The 20740-nt window shown below is 38.8% G+C and carries 21 protein-coding genes; 4 read left to right on the forward strand and 17 right to left on the reverse strand.

Annotation, left to right across the window (positions count from 1 at the left end; all coding sequences use genetic code 11):
- The 10 genes from accC to OZX68_04310 form a co-directional block, all read right to left on the reverse strand.
- Complete coding sequence (gene accC, locus OZX68_04265; GenBank protein ID WEV60145.1) at positions 1 to 1371, reverse strand: acetyl-CoA carboxylase biotin carboxylase subunit; 1371 nt, start codon at positions 1369 to 1371, stop codon at positions 1 to 3.
- An 11-nt stretch (positions 1372 to 1382) separates the two neighbouring features.
- Positions 1383 to 1805, reverse strand: a complete 423-nt coding sequence (fabZ, locus tag OZX68_04270; GenBank protein ID WEV60146.1) for a 3-hydroxyacyl-ACP dehydratase FabZ — start codon at positions 1803 to 1805, stop codon at positions 1383 to 1385.
- Entirely contained in the window at positions 1802 to 2290 is a 489-nt protein-coding gene (accB, locus tag OZX68_04275; protein ID WEV61374.1) for an acetyl-CoA carboxylase biotin carboxyl carrier protein, read from the reverse strand. The genes fabZ and accB overlap by 4 nt, the downstream gene beginning before the upstream one ends.
- A gap of 8 nt (positions 2291 to 2298) precedes the next feature.
- On the reverse strand, positions 2299 to 3546 hold the full coding sequence (gene fabF, locus OZX68_04280) for a beta-ketoacyl-ACP synthase II (GenBank protein ID WEV60147.1): 1248 nt from the start codon (positions 3544 to 3546) through the stop codon (positions 2299 to 2301).
- 112 nt (positions 3547 to 3658) lie between these two features.
- On the reverse strand, positions 3659 to 4393 hold the full coding sequence (fabG, locus tag OZX68_04285; GenBank protein WEV60148.1) for a 3-oxoacyl-[acyl-carrier-protein] reductase: 735 nt from the start codon (positions 4391 to 4393) through the stop codon (positions 3659 to 3661).
- A 3-nt stretch (positions 4394 to 4396) separates the two neighbouring features.
- On the reverse strand, positions 4397 to 5317 hold the full coding sequence (gene fabD / locus OZX68_04290; GenBank protein ID WEV60149.1) for an ACP S-malonyltransferase: 921 nt from the start codon (positions 5315 to 5317) through the stop codon (positions 4397 to 4399).
- 108 nt (positions 5318 to 5425) lie between these two features.
- On the reverse strand, positions 5426 to 6382 hold the full coding sequence (fabK, locus tag OZX68_04295; GenBank protein ID WEV60150.1) for an enoyl-[acyl-carrier-protein] reductase FabK: 957 nt from the start codon (positions 6380 to 6382) through the stop codon (positions 5426 to 5428).
- 107 nt (positions 6383 to 6489) lie between these two features.
- A complete protein-coding gene (locus OZX68_04300; protein WEV60151.1) occupies positions 6490 to 6717 on the reverse strand; it encodes an acyl carrier protein in 228 nt (75 codons plus the stop codon).
- A 103-nt stretch (positions 6718 to 6820) separates the two neighbouring features.
- Positions 6821 to 7801, reverse strand: a complete 981-nt coding sequence (locus OZX68_04305; GenBank protein WEV60152.1) for a ketoacyl-ACP synthase III — start codon at positions 7799 to 7801, stop codon at positions 6821 to 6823.
- Positions 7798 to 8232, reverse strand: coding sequence for a MarR family transcriptional regulator (locus OZX68_04310; protein WEV61375.1), 435 nt, complete (start codon positions 8230 to 8232; stop codon positions 7798 to 7800). Before OZX68_04310 ends, OZX68_04305 begins: the two co-directional genes overlap by 4 nt.
- Before the next feature lie 238 nt (positions 8233 to 8470).
- On the opposite strand from OZX68_04310, the gene OZX68_04315 reads away from it, so the two are divergent.
- Both OZX68_04315 and OZX68_04320 read left to right on the forward strand, forming a co-directional pair.
- Entirely contained in the window at positions 8471 to 9568 is a 1098-nt protein-coding gene (locus OZX68_04315) for a nitronate monooxygenase (protein WEV60153.1), read from the forward strand.
- A gap of 96 nt (positions 9569 to 9664) precedes the next feature.
- The gene (locus OZX68_04320) at positions 9665 to 10609 is read left to right on the forward strand and encodes a dihydroorotate oxidase (protein WEV60154.1); all 945 of its coding nucleotides are present in this window, start codon (positions 9665 to 9667) and stop codon (positions 10607 to 10609) included.
- 38 nt (positions 10610 to 10647) lie between these two features.
- Here OZX68_04320 and OZX68_04325 read toward each other — a convergent pair whose 3' ends face one another.
- Entirely contained in the window at positions 10648 to 10803 is a 156-nt protein-coding gene (locus OZX68_04325; GenBank protein ID WEV60155.1) for a hypothetical protein, read from the reverse strand.
- A 207-nt stretch (positions 10804 to 11010) separates the two neighbouring features.
- Here OZX68_04325 and OZX68_04330 point away from each other — a divergent pair, with 207 nt between their 5' ends.
- Entirely contained in the window at positions 11011 to 11901 is an 891-nt protein-coding gene (locus OZX68_04330) for a GIY-YIG nuclease family protein (protein WEV60156.1), read from the forward strand.
- A gap of 96 nt (positions 11902 to 11997) precedes the next feature.
- Here the strand turns inward: OZX68_04330 and OZX68_04335 are convergent, their stop codons facing one another.
- Positions 11998 to 15108, reverse strand: a complete 3111-nt coding sequence (locus OZX68_04335; GenBank protein ID WEV60157.1) for a type I restriction endonuclease subunit R — start codon at positions 15106 to 15108, stop codon at positions 11998 to 12000.
- A gap of 182 nt (positions 15109 to 15290) precedes the next feature.
- Between OZX68_04335 and OZX68_04340 the strand changes: the two genes are divergently transcribed.
- Entirely contained in the window at positions 15291 to 15881 is a 591-nt protein-coding gene (locus OZX68_04340) for a restriction endonuclease subunit S (GenBank protein ID WEV60158.1), read from the forward strand.
- A gap of 1 nt (position 15882) precedes the next feature.
- Here OZX68_04340 and OZX68_04345 read toward each other — a convergent pair whose 3' ends face one another.
- The 5 genes from OZX68_04345 to OZX68_04365 all read right to left on the reverse strand — a co-directional run bounded on the left by OZX68_04345 (position 15883) and on the right by OZX68_04365 (position 20735).
- Positions 15883 to 16437, reverse strand: a complete 555-nt coding sequence (locus tag OZX68_04345; protein ID WEV60159.1) for a restriction endonuclease subunit S — start codon at positions 16435 to 16437, stop codon at positions 15883 to 15885.
- An 11-nt stretch (positions 16438 to 16448) separates the two neighbouring features.
- The gene (locus OZX68_04350) at positions 16449 to 17435 is read right to left on the reverse strand and encodes a site-specific integrase (protein ID WEV61376.1); all 987 of its coding nucleotides are present in this window, start codon (positions 17433 to 17435) and stop codon (positions 16449 to 16451) included.
- Positions 17436 to 17513: 78 nt separating this feature from the next.
- Entirely contained in the window at positions 17514 to 18677 is a 1164-nt protein-coding gene (locus OZX68_04355) for a restriction endonuclease subunit S (GenBank protein ID WEV60160.1), read from the reverse strand.
- A complete protein-coding gene (locus tag OZX68_04360) occupies positions 18667 to 20175 on the reverse strand; it encodes a class I SAM-dependent DNA methyltransferase (protein WEV60161.1) in 1509 nt (502 codons plus the stop codon). The genes OZX68_04355 and OZX68_04360 overlap by 11 nt, the downstream gene beginning before the upstream one ends.
- 179 nt (positions 20176 to 20354) lie before the next feature.
- Positions 20355 to 20735 carry a DUF488 family protein gene (locus OZX68_04365; protein WEV60162.1) on the reverse strand — a complete coding sequence of 127 codons (381 nt, stop codon included), beginning with the start codon at positions 20733 to 20735 and terminating at the stop codon, positions 20355 to 20357.
- Positions 20736 to 20740 lie beyond the last annotated feature (5 nt).

The following is a 20740-nucleotide window of genomic DNA, read 5'->3' on the forward strand; positions in this document are numbered from 1 at the left end:
TTAAATCTCTCCCTCTAAATAGTCAGGTAGGAAAACTTCTCCAAGAAAGGAAGTATCATAATCTCCTGCGATAATTTGATCATTTGAGATCAAGTCTAGTTGGAAGTCTGCATTAGTTTGAACGCCTTCAACTTCAAGCTCAAAAAGAGCCCTTTGCATTTTCATTAATGCCTCAAAACGATTTTCCCCGTGGACGATTATTTTAGCAATCATACTGTCATAGTAAGGAGGGATGGTATAACCCTGGTACATGGCAGAATCAACTCGCAAGCCAACCCCACCTGACGGAAGGTACAAACCACTTATATTACCAGGACTTGGGGCAAAGTTGAATTTAGGATTTTCAGCATTTATACGGCATTCAATAGCGTGACCCGTGAACTCAATATCCTCCTGCTGAATATCAAGGCTTTCACCAGCAGCAATTTTGATTTGAGACTTAACGATATCAACTCCAGTTATAAATTCTGTTACGGGATGCTCTACCTGAATTCTTGTATTCATTTCCATGAAATAGAAGTCACCAGATTCTTCATCCAGTAAAAATTCAATGGTTCCGGCATTTTCATAACCAACATATGAGGCAGCAGCTACTGCCGCTTGACCTATTTTATTTCTTAGGCTGTGTCCGATGGCAACTGACGGAGCTTCTTCTAGCACCTTTTGGTTGTTACGCTGGAGGGAGCAATCACGCTCACCCAGATGGATAACTCGACCAAATTCATCTGCTAGAATCTGCACCTCAATGTGTCTTGCTGGATAGATAACACGTTCTAAATACATGGCTCCGTTGCCAAAGGCTGCCTGAGCTTCAGCTTGGGCAGAAGCAAAATTAGGAACGAGTTCTTCCTTAGAATTCACCTTCCTAATTCCCTTTCCACCGCCACCAGCAGAAGCTTTAAGCATGACTGGGTAGCCAATTTTTTCAGCAATTTCAAGGGCCTCTTGGGCTGAGTAAACCTCCCCATCAGAACCTGGAATAACAGGGACTTTGGCCGCAATCATTTGCTTACGAGCATTAATCTTATCTCCCATCATGTCCATAATTTTGGCTGATGGCCCAATAAATTTGATTCCCACTTCTTCACAGAGGTTAGCAAATTTTGAATTCTCACTTAAAAATCCAAAACCTGGATGGATAGCTTCAGCTTTTAAAGTAACTGCAGCTGAAATTATTTGGTGCATGTTTAGGTAAGATTCGCTTGCCTTAGCTGGACCTATACAAACTGCTTCATCAGCTAATAAAGTATGAAGGGCATAGCGGTCTGCTTCCGAGTAGACGGCAACTGTTTGAATTCCAAGTTCGCGTGCAGCACGGATAATCCTTACTGCAATCTCCCCTCGATTTGCAATTAATATTTTCTTAAACATGATTCACCAACCTATTCACCAATGGCAAAGGTTAAAGTACCCTTTGCGGCTAATTTACCATCAACTGAGGCTTGGGCTTCAACAACGGCAATCGGACCACGGCGTTTAATGAATTTAGCCTTGAGGATTAGTTGATCACCGGGAACAACTTGCTTTTTAAATTTAACATTATCCATGCCAGCATAAAAAACTAATTTCCCCTTGTTTTCGTCCTTTGATAATTCAAGAACACCGGCTGCTTGGGCAAGAGCTTCCATGATTAAAACACCTGGCATAACTGGATATTCAGGAAAATGCCCATTAAAGAAAGGTTCATTAATAGTAACATTTTTTAAGGCTGTAATCTCATCTTCACTGACCTCAAGGACACGGTCAACTAAAAGCATGGGATAGCGGTGAGGAAGGGCTTCTTTGATTTTATTTATATCAATCATTTGATTCGCACCAAGTCCTCTCCAAACTCAACCATCTCCTCTGATGCTACAAGAATTTCAGTTACAACACCGTCACACGGAGCTGGAATTTCATTCATGACCTTCATCGCTTCAATAATTAAAAGAGTTTGTCCTTTTTTAACCTTATCGCCAACTGAAATAAAGTCATCCTTATCTGGGGCTGGTTTTAGGTAGGCAACACCAACAAGGGGACTTTTAACAGCTTCTCCTTCAAGAGCTTCTTCAACCACTACAAGCTCTGGACTTGCAGGAGCATCGCTAGCTACAGGACTAACTGAGCTAGCAGGAGCTAGAGGAACCTCAACAAATTCTCTTTCACTTACTGTAGTTGAAGACTTTGATGGGCTAAGCTGGCCCGAATTTTTAGAAAAGGCAAGATTGAATTCATTAGTTGAATAAGAGAATTCACGAAGGGAAGATTTGTCAAACTGGTTAAGTAAATCCTTAACCTCATTTATATGCATAGGCATGATTATTCTCCCTCCCACTTCTTAAGAGCGATTACGGCATTGTGTCCACCGAATCCTAATGAGTTTGAGATGGCATACTTGATATGGTGATTCTGGCCTTGACCAAGAACAACATTAATCATTGATGTATTTTCATCTAACTCTTTTGTTCCAGCATTAACTGGAGCGTATTGGTTTAAGATTGCCTGTAGGGTTGCAACAGCTTCAATCCCACCAGCACCACCTAGGGCATGACCTGTTAAAGCTTTAGTAGAAGATACTAAAACATTTTCATCATCGCCAAAGACCGTATGAATAGCAAGGGCTTCTCCGCGTTCATTAGCTTGAGTCGAAGTACCGTGAGCATTGATGTACCCTACTTCAGACGGTTCAATACCACCCTCATCAAGGGCAAGTTTCATAGCCTTAGCAGCTCCTGAACCATCAGTTAATGGTGTTGTCATATGGTAGGCATCATTAGTTGATCCGTAACCTACAATCTCTGCAAGAATATTTGCACCGCGGTTTTTAGCATGTTCAAGGCTTTCAAGAACAAGGACACCAGCTCCTTCACCCAGAACAAAACCAGATCTATCCTTGTCAAAAGGAATTGATGCTCTCTTAGGATCTGTTTCACTTGTTAGGGCTGTTAGGTTGGCAAACCCTGCCACTCCGAATTCACAGATGGCAGCTTCTGTTCCACCTGCTAACATGATATCTGCATATCCATTTTTGATTTCATGGAAGGCTGATCCGATGGCATTGGTACCAGCAGCACATGCAGTAACTTCAGCACGGCTTACCCCGTTAGCTTTAACACGAATGGCAACATTACCTGTAGCCATGTTAGCAATTGATAGGGGAACGAAAAGAGGAGCAACCCTTTTTGGACCACGAGTTGCAAGTCTTGCACCCTGTTCTTCAATAACCGGTAGCCCTCCGATTCCTGAACCAATAATGGCACCGAAACGGTCATGGTTAAGGTCGTTGTCATCTGGATCAATACCAGCCATCTTTAAAGCTTCAAGAGCTGCATAGACTGCGTAAAGGCTGTAAGTATCCATCCTTTTTTTATCCTTGTGGACAAAATATTTATCAAAGGGAAAATCTTTAATTTCACCTGCAACTGTGATACCAGTCGCACTAGCATCAAATTTTTTAATTACATCAATCCCACTGTTACCAGCAGAAAGGTTCTCCCAAAATTCTTCCGGGCTATTACCTATAGGTGACGTTATACCATAACCGGTAATAACTACGCGATTTGTCATCTTCATACTCCTCAATTAATAAACTACTTCAGGACCGTTTGTTTAAACTCTTCTATTTATACCAATAGAATCTATTAATATGAATAGAAGACAAGGGTCTCCTACTTATTTTCTACTGCATGGTTAAACCACCGTCGATTGCGATGGTTTGACCTGTAAGGTACTCTTGACCTGCTAAGAATAAGGCAACTTCTGCAACTTCAGAAGGGTTTCCGAAACGTTTCATTGGAATTTGAGCCTTCATGCTATCCTTAACCTTGTCAGATAAAACGTCGGTCATATCACTTTCAATAAATCCAGGAGCAATAGCATTTACCCTGATATTTCGCCCAGCAACCTCACGGGCCACTGATTTTGTAAGTCCGATAAGACCTGCCTTAGAAGCAGCATAGTTGGCCTGGCCAATATTTCCCATTAGACCTACGACAGAAGTCATGTTAATAACGGCACCTTGACGAGCCTTGGTCATTGGTTTTAAAACTGCTTGAGTCATGTTAAAGGCACCTGACAGGTTGATGTTTAAAACTTGCTCAAAGTCAGCCAGGGTCATCTTAAGCATGAGTTTATCATTAGTGATTCCTGCATTGTTGATTAGAATATCAACACTTCCTAGGACTTCAGTTGCTTCTTCAATCATTCTTTTGGCATCAGCTGCATCACTAACATCCCCAGAAATAGCTACAGCACGACCTTCATAGTCCTTAAATTCATTCAAAAGCTCCTCTGAAATTTGAGAGCGCCCGTTTAAAACAACGTTGGCACCAGCTTTTGCAAACTTGTGGGCAATGGATAAACCAATCCCACGACTTGAACCAGTGATAAAGACGTTTTTATTTAAAATTTCCACTTTTTATTTCTCCAAAAATGCTTGTAAGCTTGCTAAATCCTCAACTTGATCAACTTCAACTGTCTTGTCAATCTTTTTAAGGAAACCTGATAATACCTTGCCTGGACCAATTTCTAGGAAGTGATTAACTCCAAGATCAATCATCTCTTCTACCGATTCGTAAAATTTAACCGGCTCCATAACCTGACGGGTTAAAAGATTTTTAATATCATCAAAGGCCATGGCCTGGGCAGTAGTGTTTGATATTAAAGGTAAATCAAATTGATTAAACTCAACTGCTTCAAGAACCTGACCTAATTTTTCAGAGGCAGGTTTTAGGATTGCTGTGTGGAAGGGACCTGAAACCTTTAGAGGAATCATTCTCTTAACACCTTCAGCAGAAAGAAGGTCTAAAGCCTTATCAACTGCTTGAGCTTCCCCGCCGATTACAATCTGCGCCCTTGTATTATAGTTTGCAGGACTTACAATTCCTTGTTCAGAAGCCTTCAAGCAGATTTCTTCAATCAATTCAGGATCTGTATTCATAATGGCAACCATTTTACCAGAACCAGCTGGAGCTGCTTCAGTCATAAATCGGCCTCTTTTGGCAACAAGCTCTAAGGCACTCTTAAAATCTAAGGCACCACTTGCAACTAAGGCAGAATACTCACCTAGAGAAAGACCAGCTACCATCTGATAATCAAGTCCCTTTTCCTTAAGCAGGCGCAAAATTGCAACTGAAGTCGTAAGAATTGCAGGCTGTGTATAGGTCGTATCTCCTAATTTTTCAGGATCTTCATCAATCAAGTCTCTTAAATCATAGCCAAGAATATCAGAAGCCTCAGCATAGGTGTCTCTTACAAGATCAAAATTATCATAGAGATCACGAGCCATTCCCACCTTTTGAGCTCCTTGACCTGCAAATAAAAGTCCAGTTTTTTTCATGTCTTATCTTTTCCTCAATATCAATAGGGTCATTTAAAAGACTTGTCTTTAAAAGGACCTTAATTTTGTTACTTTATTTGTTGCTTATTTGTTACTTTACTTGTTGACTTAGTCAATCCACTTAGCAGCTGCTTTTATTTCAGCTTGGAAACCTTGATATAAATCTAAAATGATTTCCTCAACACTTTCTTCCTTACGAACAAGACCAGCTATTTGTCCAGCCATAACTGAACCATTATCAACATCCCCGTGAATTACAGAAGCAGGAAGTTTTCCAGCTCCCATTTCTTCAAAGACTGATAAATCAGGATTTTCTTGTTTGAAGGCTGCAAGCTCAGCTACCTCAAAGTCCTTAGTTAATTGGTTTTTGATGGCACGAACAGCATGACCAAAATGACTTGCTGAAATAACAGTTGAAATGTCTTTGGCCTTCAAAACTTTATCTTTATAGTTTTGGTGGGCATTTGACTCCTTGGCAACAATAAAACGAGTACCAAGTTGAACAGCTTCAGCTCCTAACATGAAGGCTGCTGCCATTCCTTTACCGTCAGCAATCCCTCCTGCTGCAATAACAGGCAAATCAACTGCGTCAGCAACCTGACGAACCAAGGTCATGGTTGTCAGCTGGCCAATGTGACCTCCAGCTTCCATCCCTTCAGCAACAATGGCATCAACGCCAATTCTTGCCATTGATTTTGCCTGGGCAACACTTGCAACTACCGGAATAACAACCATTCCAGCTTCTTTGAAGCGTTCCATATATTTTTTAGGGGAGCCTGCTCCAGTTGTTACAACCTTTACACCTTCTTCAATCACAAGGTCGACAATCTCATCGACAAAGGGCGAATGAAGCATGATATTAACTCCAAATGGTTTGTCTGTAATCTCGCGGATGCGTCTAATGTGTCCTTTGATAATATCCTTTGGTGCATTACCACCGCCAATAATACCAAAGCCCCCAGCCTTAGATACAGCACCAGCCAAATCTCCATCAGCAACCCAGGCCATACCACCTTGAAAGATTGGATATTCAATGTTTAATAATTCAGTAATTTTAGTTTCCATAATTTATTATATTTTTTTATTTTTATTACCTTTGATTAAATAGTTTGATTATCAAACTATAGCTATAAAAAATTTTGAGAACGCTCGCACGTCCTCAGAATTTTTTATTATTCAGCAATTTTTTCATTTACGAAGGCTACTAAGTCACCAACTGTATTTAAACCATCTTCAGTTTCAATAGCGATATCGTATTCGTCTTCAATTTCGTTAATAATTTGGAAGATATCAAGTGAGTCAGCGTCAAGTGAATCAAATGTTGTTTCTAATGTGATTTCGCTTGCGTCTTTACCTAATTCTTCAACGATAATTTCTTGAACTTTTTCAAATACTGCCATGATTAATTCTCCATTTTTCTTTTTCTTATTTATATACTCTTAAAACATCAACTATTTTTTAAATAATAAATTCGTTTTTTATTTGTGTTTTAAGTAATATAGGCTAAATTCTAACAACAAGTGTTCCCCATGTCAAGCCTCCACCAAATCCGGTCATAACAATCCTTTGACTGCCATCTAATTTGATGATTCCTTCTTCTACTGCTTCTGACAGAAGAATGGGAATGCTTGCGGCACTTGTATTACCATATTCTTGCATGTTTTGTAGGAATTTTTGGCGATCAACACCCACCTTGCGGGCAAGCTTATCTAAAATCCTTGCATTGGCCTGATGCATTAAAAAATAATCAACATCAGCTGCATCAAGTCCTGCTGCCTCTAAACTAGTACAAATATTTTTGGGTACATCCCTAACAGCAAAGTCAAAGATTGCCCGACCATCCATCCTTAAAAATAAATCGTCAGTGTCATTTTCAGATGAAAATGGGGAGCTTGGAGCCGTTAAATTACTAGTAAGGCTCATGGCCCGGCTACCATCAGATTTTAAGGATTCAGCCATGATTAAGGGGCTTTCAGAATTTGCTTCAAGCAAGACTCCCCCCGCCCCGTCACCAAAGAGAACACTAGTTGTCCTGTCTGACCAGTCAACAACCTTTGAAAGAACCTCTGCTCCAATAACAACTCCCTTTTGATAGCAGCCACTTACTAAGAGCTTATCAGCGAGGGATAAGGCATAGACAAAGCCACTACAGGCTGCTGTAAGGTCAAAGGCAAAGGCATTCACTGCTCCAATTTTGGCCTGGACAAGTGAGGCCGTACTTGGCATGTTCCCATCTGGTGAGATGGTCGCAACGATAATGAAATCAAGCTCCGAAGCCTGGATGGAAGATTTTTCAAGCAGGTCTTTTGCAACCTTAGCTGCTAGATCAGACGTATTTTCATCCCTTGAAATATGACGCCTTCTAATTCCTGTTCTGCTGGCAATCCACTCATCTGATGTCTCCATGATTTTTCCCAAATCATCATTACTAACAAGCTGATCTGGTGCGTAGTGGGCTGCACTTACTATTCTTGCAAAGGTCATTTTATCTCCTCTAAAAAGGTATTGAGGTTTTCCAAGCCAGTTTGGAGGATTTTTACAGAATCATCCGGTAAACCGGCAACCAAACGTTTGACCATCTCCCGGTGAAACTTCTTATGCAGGCGGTAAAGTAGTCTACCTCGGCTGGTCAAGGATACATTGACCACTCGTCTGTCGCTTTCACTTCGGTAACGCTCAATATAACCTTTTTTCTCCAATCGATTTAAGGATACGGTTATGGTTCCTACCGTTACCATCAAATCCTTAGCTATGTCACTTGGCGTTGTAACTTTTGCCTCACCAATGCTATCGATAGTGTGCATTTCCTTTATTGAAACATCTGAGAATTGTGACGATTGCAGGCTTGCTTCTTCAATAATTAAAACATTATTGAAGATATGCGTAAGATATCCATTGATTTTTGTGTAATCTATAGCCAAACACAATCTCCTTTATTTATTATAATTTTGATTATCAAACTATTTGACCATCAAATTATATCAAGATGTATGAAGGCTGTCAATATATCTTTAAAAATTACTTTGATTATCAAATGATTTGATAATCAAACTTTGACATTCAAATAAAGTTTGCTAAAATAGATTGTGTGGTTTATTTCATTCACATGATAAAACCATCAAATAATTTTACAAATTTGAATAAGGAAGAAAAATGAAACTACCAGAATTAAAAATAGGTGATTTAACTGCCAAAATCCCAATTATACAAGGGGGAATGGGGATTGGAATTTCCCTCAATCGTCTTGCAGGATCTGTTGCTGCCCAGGGTGGAATTGGGATTCTCTCAACTGCACAAATTGGTTATCAGGAGGAGGGTTTTAAACGTTCTTCGGTCAGAACCAACTTAAAAGCCATTAAAACTCAGCTTGATAAGGCACGTAGTTTTGCCCAGGGTGGAATTCTTGGGTTTAATGTAATGGTAGCAAGTTTTCGCTATGATGATGTGGTCAAGGCAACCGTTGAGGCTGGGGCTGATGTCATTATTTCAGGGGCTGGTCTACCCATGAACCTGCCTGAACTTGTTGGAAATGCGAAAACCAGGATTGCTCCAATCGTCTCATCTGTTAAGGCGGCTAAGATTATCCTCCGTAACTGGGCTAAAAAATATAATAGGACAGCTGATTTTGTCGTGATTGAAGGACCTAAGGCAGGGGGCCACCTTGGTTTTAAGGCTGACCAAATCGAAGAGGCCATCCTTACCATGGATGAGGAGGTTGTAAAAATCATTGAGCATGTCAGGGAGTATGAGGAAAAATTCAACCAATCAATTCCTGTTATCTTTGCTGGTGGTGTTTGGAACCGAAGTGATATCGACCACTATCTAAGCCTTGGATGCTCTGGAGTCCAGATGGCTACACGTTTTATCGGAACTGAGGAATGTGATGCCCCAGATGACTTCAAAGACCGCTTTCTTAAGGCAACAGAAGATGATATCCACCTAACGACATCACCTGTTGGCCTTCCGGGGCGTGCCATTGATAATAAATTTACTGAAATAATTACCAAGGGAGCTCCTGCCTACAAGGCCCAAGAAGACCCTAAAACTCCGATTATCCCCATTGCTGGCTGCCTCAACTGCCTGCAAAAGAAATTGTGTGACAGAAAAACCATTCCCTACTGCATCAGTGAGGCCCTCCTCAACTCTGTTGAACATAATACAGATATGGGACTTATCTTCTCAGGGTCAAATGGTTACCGAATCAATGAAATCACAACGGTTAAGGCAATTTTTGACGAACTCAAAGGATAAAAAAGATAGGTTTTCCTATCTTTTTTAGTTTTCAGCTTTTTTATTCCTAGCTATTTTGCTAAAATTAGCCTTGTAAATAATTAAATGGAGAAGATAATGGCAAATTTAAGAGCAAGTTTTATTGGACACACCTATGACAATCCTTTTATGAACGCATCAGGTGTTCACTGTATGGATTCCTTAGAACTAGACCAGCTGGCAGAATCACAGGCTGGATCATTTGTTACCAAATCAGCGACCCAAGAAGCCCGTCTTGGAAATCCAGAACCTCGTTATGTTAATCTGGACCTTGGAAGCATTAACTCCATGGGTCTTCCCAACAAGGGACTTGATTATTACCTTGATTATGCCATTAAAAGGCAAGAAGCTTATCCAAATTCACCTTTTGTCATGAGTGTTGCTTCATACAAGGGCTTTGATGAGTATGTCGAAAACATGAGAACAATTCAAGATAGCGACTATACAGGGCTTGTTGAGCTTAATCTTTCTTGTCCAAATGTTCCTGGAAAACCTCAAATGGCCTATGATTTTGAGGATACTGAAAAACTTCTCAAGGAGATTTTCGCCTTCTATACCAAGCCTTTTGGAGTTAAACTTCCACCTTACTTTGACATCATGCACTTTGATAAGATTGCTAGCGTCCTTAATCAATTTGACTTAAAATTTGTTAACTGCGTTAATTCAATCGGTAACGGCCTTTATATTGATGAGGCTACAGACACTGTTGTCATCAAGCCAAAGGGTGGTTTTGGAGGAATCGGGGGCGAATATATTAAACCTACAGCTCTTGCCAATGTCCGTGCCCTTAAAGAACGTCTGAATCCAAGTATCGAAATCATTGGAACTGGTGGAATTATAAATGGGCGTGATGCTTATGAACACCTACTTTGCGGGGCTTCCATGCTACAAGTTGGAACCCAGCTTCAAAAAGAAGGACTCGGTGTGTTTGACCGCCTGAACCAAGAACTTCTTGAAATCCTTGAAGCCAAAGGATTTGATTCAATTGATGACTTCAAAGGAAAACTCAAGACCATTGACTAATATAAAATAAAAAAAGTACCTGAATATCAGGTACTTTTTTATTTATTGAAAATCTTTGGACCCTTTCTCATATTGGTCCTGGCATTTTTAGGAGCTGGCATGGTTTTTGAACGACCACCACCCTGCTTATTTTTAATGATTTCAGCCATTTTTTCCTTGGTTGTTAACTCTTTTTTGCTTGTAACTTGTGACATACCTTACCTCTATTATTCGACTCCCCCAAATTTAAACTTTATTCAAAGAAGCCCTCTTCTATATTTCATCCTATTCTATCACTTTTACAAGCATTCGTCTGTAAAATTAGAGGACTTTCTTGAAATAAATTCTGGTCTTACCTAAAGTTCTTCTAAAAGTCTAAATATTGATATAATAAGTATCACAAACTTACAAAGGAGATATTAATGGCGCGTGGGAAAAATATCCAACTTTTTTTAATGGATGGAACACCTAAGGGAAGAATAAAGTGCACTCTAGCAAACTGGACAGGGCTTGCCTATAAGATTCCAAGGACTGAACTTGACCGAGCAAAAGACATCGACTTTCTCAATCAAAGCGGAATCTATTTTCTATTTGGTAAGTCTGATGAAGACAATCAAGGAATTATCTATGTCGGCCAAGCTGGTCTTCGGAAAAACGGAAATGGAATTTTAAATCGCCTTTTTGAACACCGAAGAAATCTAGACAAGGATTATTGGACTGAGGCACTGGTACTCACGACCTCAAATGATACCTTTGGTCCTACTGAAATAAGTTACCTGGAAAATCAATTTACTAAACTTGCTCGCGATAATAATCGTTATCTTGTTAAAAACGGGATAGAGCCAAGCCTAGGGCATGTAACCGAAGAAAAAGAATCAGAACTTGAGGAATACATTGACTATGCTAAGATTATAACAGGTGTACTGGGCTATAGGGTATTTGAACCCCTAATAGAATCGGATTTTCAAGAAATTAAGACAGAAGCAATTGATGATGGCCCCCTTTTAAAATTAAAATTCAAACCACGTAATGAAAAACAAATAGAGGCTTGTGGTAAACAAACCAGCGAGGGATTTGTTGTCCTTAAAGGAAGTAAACTGCGTGCAAAAACAGCTCCTTCAATGGTTAAAGGAGCCCTCCTTATGCGAAAAAAAGTTAAAATCAATAATCAAAAATTTATTCTCTTAGAAGACGTCCTATTTACAAGCCCTTCAACTGCTGCATCATTTATTACAGGCAGTTCTGTTAATGGACGAGATGTTTGGAAAGATGAGCAAGATAGATCAATAAATGACCTTGAGCAAGATCAATAAAAACACCCCGACAAATAATTTATTGGGGTATCAATGATAATTTTTCAGTAACTTTTAATTCTTTAAAACTATAAGCGGATATTTTTTAAATGGCTATTATTCTACTGTAGAGTAATAGCCATTTTCTTCAGCCGCAAATAAATAATTATTACTTATTTCCTCATCACTATAACTTCCTTCGCCTGCATCAGCCCACATCTCTGCTTGACGCAGAACTGTTTTAAGAGCCTCCACTTGCTCTTCTGGCGGATACTTATACTTACGGAGAAGACGTTTAATCATCCTGCGCATTCCCGCACGTGTAGATTCCTTCAACTGCCAGTCAATGGTTCTGTTTTTCCTAAGCATGTCAGTCAATTCATGTACCATATTCAACAATTGGTCATTATTATAAAAATCTTTTACGGCTTTAGGTTGGGTTAAAGCATCGTAGAAAGCCTGTTCTTCAGGAGTTAAATTTAACTCATTTGCCTCCCTACTAAGTTTAACCATATCTTTTGCCATGTCCATAAGCTCTTTAATAACCTCTTCATTAGTCAAAAGACCATTTATGTAAGTATTCATAGCACGGCTAAGTTTGTCAGAAAATTTTTCTGACTGAACCAGGTTAATTCGCTGATAGATTCTTATTTGCTCAACCAAGAGTTTTTTCAGGATCTCCACAGCAATATTTTTCTCCTTCATCTTAGAAACTTCTTCTAGAAATTTGGAATCAAAAAGAGAAAAATCACTGTCCGCTGTAGAAAAAAGATTAATGACACCCTTGGTGTGGATACTGGCCTCAATCAGATTATTAATTCTTTCATTAATTTCCCTGAAAGAAAGAGGCTTATCTGCTCCCGTAATTCGAGTGAGGAGAGTTCGGACCGCTTCAAAATAAGCAAGTTCATAGCGCTCTTCAGGCCTTAAAAGCGAGCTACATAGGGAAGCTGCTTGACGAAGTAGAGTAGCCTCCCGAATAAATCTCTCTTTTTCATCCTGCCTTTGTGGGGCCAGAAGAAAATTTGTCCCTCCACTGATAAGTCGACTACGAGCCAAATCAGTAGTACTAGCAGCGAACATACCTGAGTAATCATACCCACAGAGAAGCTCCCGACAACATTCAAGTTTTTCCTTAAATCTTGGAAGAGCTGTTTTTGCGATATCCGGATCACCAAAGTTCCCCTTGTCTCGTTTGGTATAGTCATTCATAGCCTCTTTAAGTGCCCCTGCTATACCAATATAGTCAACAACTAGACCCCCTACCTTTTCTCCATAAACCCGGTTTACACGAGCAATAGCCTGCATCAAATTATGACCCTTCATCGGCTTATAGACATACATGGTCGCAAGACTCGGGACATCAAAACCAGTCAGCCACATGTCAACGACAATGGCAATCTTAAAGGGATCTTCATTGTCCTTAAATTTCCTGGCCATCTCATTTTTATGGTGCTTATTTCCAACTATTTCATGCCAATTTTCCGGGTCATTATTGTTTGAAGTCATTACAACTCCAATCTTTTCTTTCCAAGAAGGTCTGAGTTCTAACATTCTCTTATAAATCTTCATGGCAATTGGCCGAGAATAGGCAACAACCATGGCCTTACCAGTAAGCTCATTTTCCCGGAAGTTCTCATAATGATCTATAATATCTTTAACCAAGGCGTCAACCGTCTGATCAGCGCCTAAAATAGACTCCAAACGACCCAACTCACGCTTACTTCTCTCAATAGCGTATTCTTCAGCCTCATCTGCCATCAGGGCGTATTCATCATCAATTTTTCTGAGAATATTATCATCCAGGTTGAGATGGATAACCCGACTTTCATAAAAGACTGGACGAGTAGCCCGGTCTTCCACAGCCTGGGTCATATCATAGATATCAATATAGTCTCCAAAAACTTCAGTTGTAGACTTGTCCTTAGCAGAAATTGGTGTTCCTGTAAAACCAATATATGTCGCATTTGGCAGCTGGTCACGAATGATACGGGCTGTTCCAACTGTGATTTTACCAGTCTTTGCATCTACTTTTTCTCTGAGTCCATATTGTCCCCTATGGGCTTCATCAGCCATAACGACTATATTTCTTCTTTCTGAGAGAGGTTCATCAAGCTCCTCAAACTTTTGCATGGTGGTAAAGATAATACCATTGGCCTTACGGTCGGAAAGGAGGTTTTTTAGATGTTCTCGGCTTCCAGCTTGAATTGGTTCCTGCCGTAAGAAATCTTTACATTTTGAAAACTGACTGAAGAGCTGGTTGTCCAAATCATTCCGATCAGTTATAACAACAACCGTTGGTGACCCCATAACTTCTTGAAGTTCATGGGTATAAAAGACCATGGAAAGAGATTTTCCGCTTCCTTGAGTATGCCAGAAGACCCCTCCTTTTCCACGATCTTTCCCCTCGGTTTCTGCTGCATGTTCTGTAGACACCACAGCCTTATTAACTGCATAATACTGATGATAAGCCGCAAGAATTTTGGTATCGCCAGAAAAACAGATGAAATTCTTTAAAATATTTAAGAAACGTTTTTTATCGAATATCCCTTCAACTAGTGTATCCCATTGGGCATGCTGAGTATTTTCATAACTCCCGTCAATAGTTTTCCATTCCATATAACGATCTTCATTTGCAGTAATAGTACCAGCCTTAGATGTTGCAAGGTCTGTCGTTACTGAAAAAGCATTATAGGAAAAAAGACCTGGAATTTCTTTTTGATAGGTCTTAAGCTGAAGGTAGGCATCATAAAAATCTGTACTTGTTCTAGATGGACTTTTTAATTCAAATACAACAAGTGGTAGTCCATTTAAAAATACAATTATATCTGGCCTTTTTTCACTATTTTCTATTACTGTCCATTGATTAATGACTTTGAATGAGTTTAGGTCAATATTTTCATAGTCGACAAGCTTAACAAGCGAATATCTTTCCTCATTCCCATCGAAATAAGAAACTTCAACTCCATTTTGGATCCAATCCGTAACTAACTTATTTTTCTCAATTAAACTTCCAAGTCCCAATCGTGTTATTTTGCTAAGAGCTTCATTAATTGCATCTTGAGGAAGAGATGCATTTATTCTTTCAAGTGATGAAATAAGATCAGCAAGATAATAAGGTTCACGGTAATCCCTTTCAATATCAGGGCCATGTAAATAATCATAGCCTAGATGTTGTTCAAACAACTCAATCATAGCATTTTCATACTTATCTTCAGTAAAATACATCCCATCTCCTCCTTCGCTCTTTAATTAATTAGCTTATAACCCTTCTTCCCACGACAAAAAGACCATACGCATATACTTTTTTTCCTTTATTATAGCAGGAATTATAGCTTATGGCCTAAAAAAGCTTTGAAACGGTAAATCATCATTTAGAAGAAATTCTCAGAATTCATTTTAGAAATTTGTTGAAAACAGAGCCATTAGAAACACACTCACTAAAAGATCTAGCAACTATTATAGATAACAGAGGAAAAACACCTCCTTTATGTCCCTATAGTTCATTCCCACTGATAGATGTTCGAACTTTAAGTGGGGACACAAGGATTATTGATTATAAAAATGCTCAAAAGTTTATAGACGAAGAAACTTTTAATAATTGGTTCCGAAGCGGTCATCCCCATCGTTATGACACTTTGATATCGACAGTTGGAAGTATTGGCTTGTTAAAAATGTTTTTGGAGGAGAAGGGGACAATTGCTCAAAATATTGTTGCGCTGCGTCCTAAATATGGCAATGGCATATTCCTTTATCAACTGTTAAAAAATTTACAGAAAAAGATACAAGCATATGACATTGGGTCAGTTCAACCAAGTATAAAAGTGACTCAATTCATGAGAGAAACAGTAGAAATTCCAATCATTGAGTATGTAACCTCCTGGGAAAATGAAGTCGAAGCTCTGGTTTTGCAGATCGAAAACAATTCTAAGGAAATAGGATTTTTGGAAGACCTTCGTGATACATTGCTTCCAAAACTTATCTCCGGCAGAATTTTTTAAACTAAGCCACTAAATGATGATTTATCTTCCTGTTCTTCTCAATTTTATCATCAAGTATAGATAACGTATCTCCGATAGATTTCTGAATTGCTAGTGATGGAAGAGGTATTTCCAACTCCTCAATCATTTTTTTAGTTAAGGCTTTACGAGTTGCACCAGCTGAGGAAAGCTGCAACATCAAGCTTTTGACGTACTGGAGAAAATAAAAAATATACCTATTATCTGCTACAGAATCATCGGGCCGTATAATCATAACATGTTGGTTAACTCTAGCAGGAAGATATTCATTAGGAACTATGCAACATCTTGCCACGGAATCCCCAGTAATATTCAATAATATATCTCCCGAACACACTTCTACATTATTTAACTTATTAGCTTGAATATCATCAATAAATGCCAATCCACTTTTATCAAAAGCAAAATCTAAAATATTTTGACTGCGAATCAATGCTATTCCAGAAGGTTTATAAGCACTTTTACCCCCAGTTGGAGTTGCGCCACTACTAATCTTTGTACAAATCGTGCCTAGCTTTACGATTTTCCACTTGGTCATTGAATATTTTCCTATCCTATAAATTTACGATGTGAATTTTTCACATTTGACTGATTTACCATTGCATAATGCATGGTTGTTTCTATTTTTACATGTCCTAAAAGATGTTGGACCTGTTCTATGGGCATTCCCTTGTCTATTGCTCTAGTCGCAAGAGTTCTTCTAAACTTGTGCGGATGTATCTTTTGAAGCTGAGCTTTTTCACCGATTGCTTTTAGTCGAGCTTCTACTCCCCCAATTGATAGCCTAGCATAAGGCTTATTTAATGAAATGAAAAGAGCTGGGTTACTGTCACTTCTGCTTTCCAGATAATTTAACAGGTGAATTTTAGTTCGAGCATCAAAATATACCAGTCTCTCACTGTTCCCTTTCCCAAAAACTAGACATTCTCGCTCATGAAAGTTTATATCTTCTCGATTAAGTTTTTCAAGTTCCCCAACCCGCATACCTGTTGAAGCCAGAAGGTCAATCATAGCCAAATCTCTAACTTCAGTGCAAGCGTCTCTCAAAAGTTCCAACCCCTCATCACTTAAGGTTTCCTTGATGATTTTATCCGTCTTAATTTTTCTAATCCTACGGACGGGACTTTTCAAAATATAATCCTCATCCTCCAGCCAGCTAAAAAAACTGCTGAAAATCCGTCTCATATTATCAATTGTAACCTTGCTCGAATTCCTACTTGACTGATAATTAGCCAGGTAACAACGCAAATCTTCTGTTAAAACATTTCTAACCTCTTTATTTACATCAACAAGCATTTTTAAAATTGTAGTCTGATAATACTTCAAAGACTTCTCACTACAACCTTCAATTCTTTTGGCTGCAATGAACTTGGCTAGTAAAGATTCATTGGAATCAGCTTTAAATTCACTAGTTTTCTCCACAATCTCATAATTTGTTAAAACAGACATAAGCACAAGTCCTAAATCATTTAGCTGTTCAACAGTAAGCTTCTTCTTCATCCCATTTTGAACTTCCGAAATCAACATATCTTTCATCATATACCCTACCCTTTCTGCTCAAATTTTATCATTATTTGTAAAAAGAGATGGAATGGTAAATCATCATTTAGTGGCTTAGTTTAGGGGAGACATAAGTTGTGGAAGTAGACTGTCCCTTAAATTACTAAGGTTCGAATTTTCAAGTTTCAGATTATCAATGTAGTTTAAAATAGGACTAATTTTACTCTGGACAGTTTCCAGCGTCGGAGAAGGAATCATAAGATTCCTAAAGTCGGTTTTATTAAATTTTTGCTGGGCAGATCCCGATGTTATTGAATCCAATTCATGCTGTCCTTCACGGGAATTAAAATATACATATAGAAAATCGGTAAGTTCTGGATTTTTAGATTGCATGAAAATTACATTGTTTCCCGCAACCATAGGAATTTTAAGCTTAGGTACCCGATGAACTGAACCTACGTCGCCCACATTCGATATAATAACTTCTCCACCATAAAGACGTGATTTTTTTAGAAATCCATAAGAATCTTTCGTAACGTATCGTCGTTCCCCATCCAAATTATTTTTTAAATCAGTATTTCGGAGAAAAAGGGCATAATCGAGGCGTTCCACTATTTGAACGTTATCACGCAATGATTTAAAACTACCGTTTGCCACATGATCTGAAACTACCATATCCATCTCCTTTATTTTGCACTTAGGAGAATTATCAATTATCTCTCGTATAATTATTTGAATTAACTTATCTAAATGATGATTTATCTTTTTGTTGTTTTTGATTTTGTCATCAATTACGGACAATGTATCAACTATAAGATCTTGCTGATGACGAGGAATATCTGGAACAGGCATACTTCCGTAGGTTTTCGCATTGATATTCCCTCGGGTACTTCCTGTGTTAACAGATTGCACCCATTCCTTATATTCTCTTGACTGACAATAATACTTAATAAATTTAGGGTTACATTTTTCAGGATCTAAACTGAATTTTATTAAAAATCCTGCATATACAAATTCTCCATCACTGCCGTCATAGAAATAATTTCGACCTGTACTTCCACCTGTTCTTGCAAAGACAATATCATTAGGTTTTAAAAAGTAATTGGTTGCTTTTTCATTGCTTACGGATTTTAGTCCTTCAGTATTCAAGGTTCCATCATCATCAATATCTGTTATCCTCAAATAAGTGAGGAGCGAATCATCTTTTTCCACAGCAGATGCTGCAATCCCGTATTTACCGCCATCTAAAGACAATTCGTCCAAAGTCTTATATTTCAAACCCAATCACCCCCAATCTTTCTCTGATTTCGTCTTCTAGTTTATGCGATTCCGCAAACATTTCTGAAAGCTCAGAAGTTAGTCGTTTCATTTTTTCCTCAAATGGTTCACCGTCATCTTCTTGTTCTTTAATTCCAACATAACGTCCTGGTGTGAGGATGTAGTCTTGTTTGGCGATATCTTCTGTGTCAACTACTGCACAGTAACCTTTTTCATTTTCAAGAGTTCCATTTTGAAAATCTTCGAAGGTCTTGCCAAGCTTATGGATGTCTTCTTCACTGAAATCACGGTGGGTTCTATCAACCATTTCACCCATCTCACGGGCATCAATGAAAACTGTTTTTCCCTTTTGCTTTTTGTTTCTTGAGATAAACCAGATGCATGATGGAATAGTTACACTGTAGAAGAGGTTAGCTGGTAAAGCAACAATTCCCTCGACCAGGTCAGCCTCAATGATATTCTTTCTAATTTCACCTTCCCCACCCTGCATGCTTGAAAGGGAACCATTGGCAAGAACCATACCCATCTTTCCATCTGGTGCCAGGTGAGAAATCATGTGTTGAATCCAGGCATAGTTAGCATTTGAGTTTGGTGGAGTTCCGTACTTCCAGCGGGGATCATCTTGAAGCTTATCGGCACCCCAGTTTTTAATGTTAAATGGAGGATTGGCCATAATGTAGTCAAATTTCATTCCCTTATGAAGGTCATTAAAGAAGGTATCGGCATTGTGCGGGCCAAAATTTGCTGAGAGTCCCCTAATGGCCATATTCATAACAGCCATCTTCCAAGTATCGGCATTTGATTCCTGCCCATAGATAGAGATATTTCTTAGATTCCCATGATGACTTTGAATAAATTTTGCTGACTGAACGAACATTCCCCCTGAACCACAGGCTGGATCATAGATGCGTCCCTTATAAGGTTTTAGAATTTCAACAATCGTCTTAACGATTGCCGTTGGAGTGTAAAATTCTCCTCCCTTTTTCCCTTCAGATTCAGCGAATTGCTCGATAAAGTACTCGTAAGTGCGCCCTAAAAGATCTTTTTCCTCATTTTCATCGTGCAAATGAATATTGGTGAAGACATCTACTACCTCTCCAAGAACGCGTTTGTCCAGATCAGGTGTCGCATAATTTATGGGAAGAACGTTTTTAAGCGAAGGATTTTCCTTTTCAATAGCCCTCATGGCATCATCAATCACAATCCCAATCTCCGGAGTATGGGCATGATTTGCAATGTTTTTCCAGCGAGCGCATTCAGGAACAAAGAAGACATTTTTTTCAGCATAGGCATCACGGTCTTCTTCATCTCCCTCCCAGTAATCATCTTCATTAATAATTTCTTTATATCTAAAATCAAAAGCATCTGAAACATATTTTAAGAATATAAGGCCAACTGCCACCTTCCGGTAGTCTGAAGCCGAAATATGTCCACGTAATTTATCAGCTGATGCCCAAAGCTCTTTTTCAAACCCTAAATTTGCATTTGTTTTTTTCATTTCTATCCTCTTTATTTATATATTATAACAATAATTTAATATTTACGTATTTTCATCTGTTTGTTATTATATCATTTACTTTAAAATTAAAAAATCGCACTTTTGAAAAAGTACGATTTTTCTTAAATTATATTTTAGAAAAGTTCTGTAATTTTACTATTCTATAAACTTCCAAATCCCTACATCTCCCCCAACTTCCCCACCACATAATCCTTCAAGACCACTGCTTCGTTGTGTTCTCTGTCACGCGCCCCGTATAGAAACACCACATTGCCTTCCTTGAGTTTTTCGTCAATCAAACTTAAGAGTTCTGGGGTTTTGGGATTTGCATCAAGCTCCTTTTGGTAGCGACTTTTAAAGTCAGGATAGCGGTCGGCTATGTGATTAAACCACTTTCTTAGGTCATTTGTTGGGGCAAAGTCCTTGGCCCACAGATCAAGATCTGCCCGCTCCTTGGAAACTCCCCTGGGCCACAAGCGGTCAACAAGTATCCGAAAACCGTCTTTTACTTCCTGACTCTCATCCTTATCGTAAATTCTTTCTAAAATAATTTTTCCCATAATAA

The sequence above is a fragment of the Streptococcaceae bacterium ESL0729 genome, from assembly GCA_029391995.1.
In the GTDB taxonomy this organism is placed as follows: domain Bacteria; phylum Bacillota; class Bacilli; order Lactobacillales; family Streptococcaceae; genus Floricoccus.

Coding starts and splice junctions, on each gene's coding strand:
- accC (WEV60145.1), bottom strand. CDS start 1,371: ATGTTTAAGAAAATATTAATTGCAAATCGAGGGGAGATTGCAGTAAGG.
- fabZ (WEV60146.1), bottom strand. CDS start 1,805: ATGATTGATATAAATAAAATCAAAGAAGCCCTTCCTCACCGCTATCCC.
- accB (WEV61374.1), bottom strand. CDS start 2,290: ATGCATATAAATGAGGTTAAGGATTTACTTAACCAGTTTGACAAATCT.
- fabF (WEV60147.1), bottom strand. CDS start 3,546: ATGACAAATCGCGTAGTTATTACCGGTTATGGTATAACGTCACCTATA.
- fabD (WEV60149.1), bottom strand. CDS start 5,317: ATGAAAAAAACTGGACTTTTATTTGCAGGTCAAGGAGCTCAAAAGGTG.
- fabK (WEV60150.1), bottom strand. CDS start 6,382: ATGGAAACTAAAATTACTGAATTATTAAACATTGAATATCCAATCTTT.
- OZX68_04300 (WEV60151.1), bottom strand. CDS start 6,717: ATGGCAGTATTTGAAAAAGTTCAAGAAATTATCGTTGAAGAATTAGGT.
- OZX68_04305 (WEV60152.1), bottom strand. CDS start 7,801: ATGACCTTTGCAAGAATAGTAAGTGCAGCCCACTACGCACCAGATCAG.
- OZX68_04315 (WEV60153.1), top strand. CDS start 8,471: ATGAAACTACCAGAATTAAAAATAGGTGATTTAACTGCCAAAATCCCA.
- OZX68_04320 (WEV60154.1), top strand. CDS start 9,665: ATGGCAAATTTAAGAGCAAGTTTTATTGGACACACCTATGACAATCCT.
- OZX68_04325 (WEV60155.1), bottom strand. CDS start 10,803: ATGTCACAAGTTACAAGCAAAAAAGAGTTAACAACCAAGGAAAAAATG.
- OZX68_04330 (WEV60156.1), top strand. CDS start 11,011: ATGGCGCGTGGGAAAAATATCCAACTTTTTTTAATGGATGGAACACCT.
- OZX68_04335 (WEV60157.1), bottom strand. CDS start 15,108: ATGTATTTTACTGAAGATAAGTATGAAAATGCTATGATTGAGTTGTTT.
- OZX68_04345 (WEV60159.1), bottom strand. CDS start 16,437: ATGACCAAGTGGAAAATCGTAAAGCTAGGCACGATTTGTACAAAGATT.
- OZX68_04350 (WEV61376.1), bottom strand. CDS start 17,435: ATGAAAGATATGTTGATTTCGGAAGTTCAAAATGGGATGAAGAAGAAG.
- OZX68_04360 (WEV60161.1), bottom strand. CDS start 20,175: ATGAAAAAAACAAATGCAAATTTAGGGTTTGAAAAAGAGCTTTGGGCA.
- OZX68_04365 (WEV60162.1), bottom strand. CDS start 20,735: ATGGGAAAAATTATTTTAGAAAGAATTTACGATAAGGATGAGAGTCAG.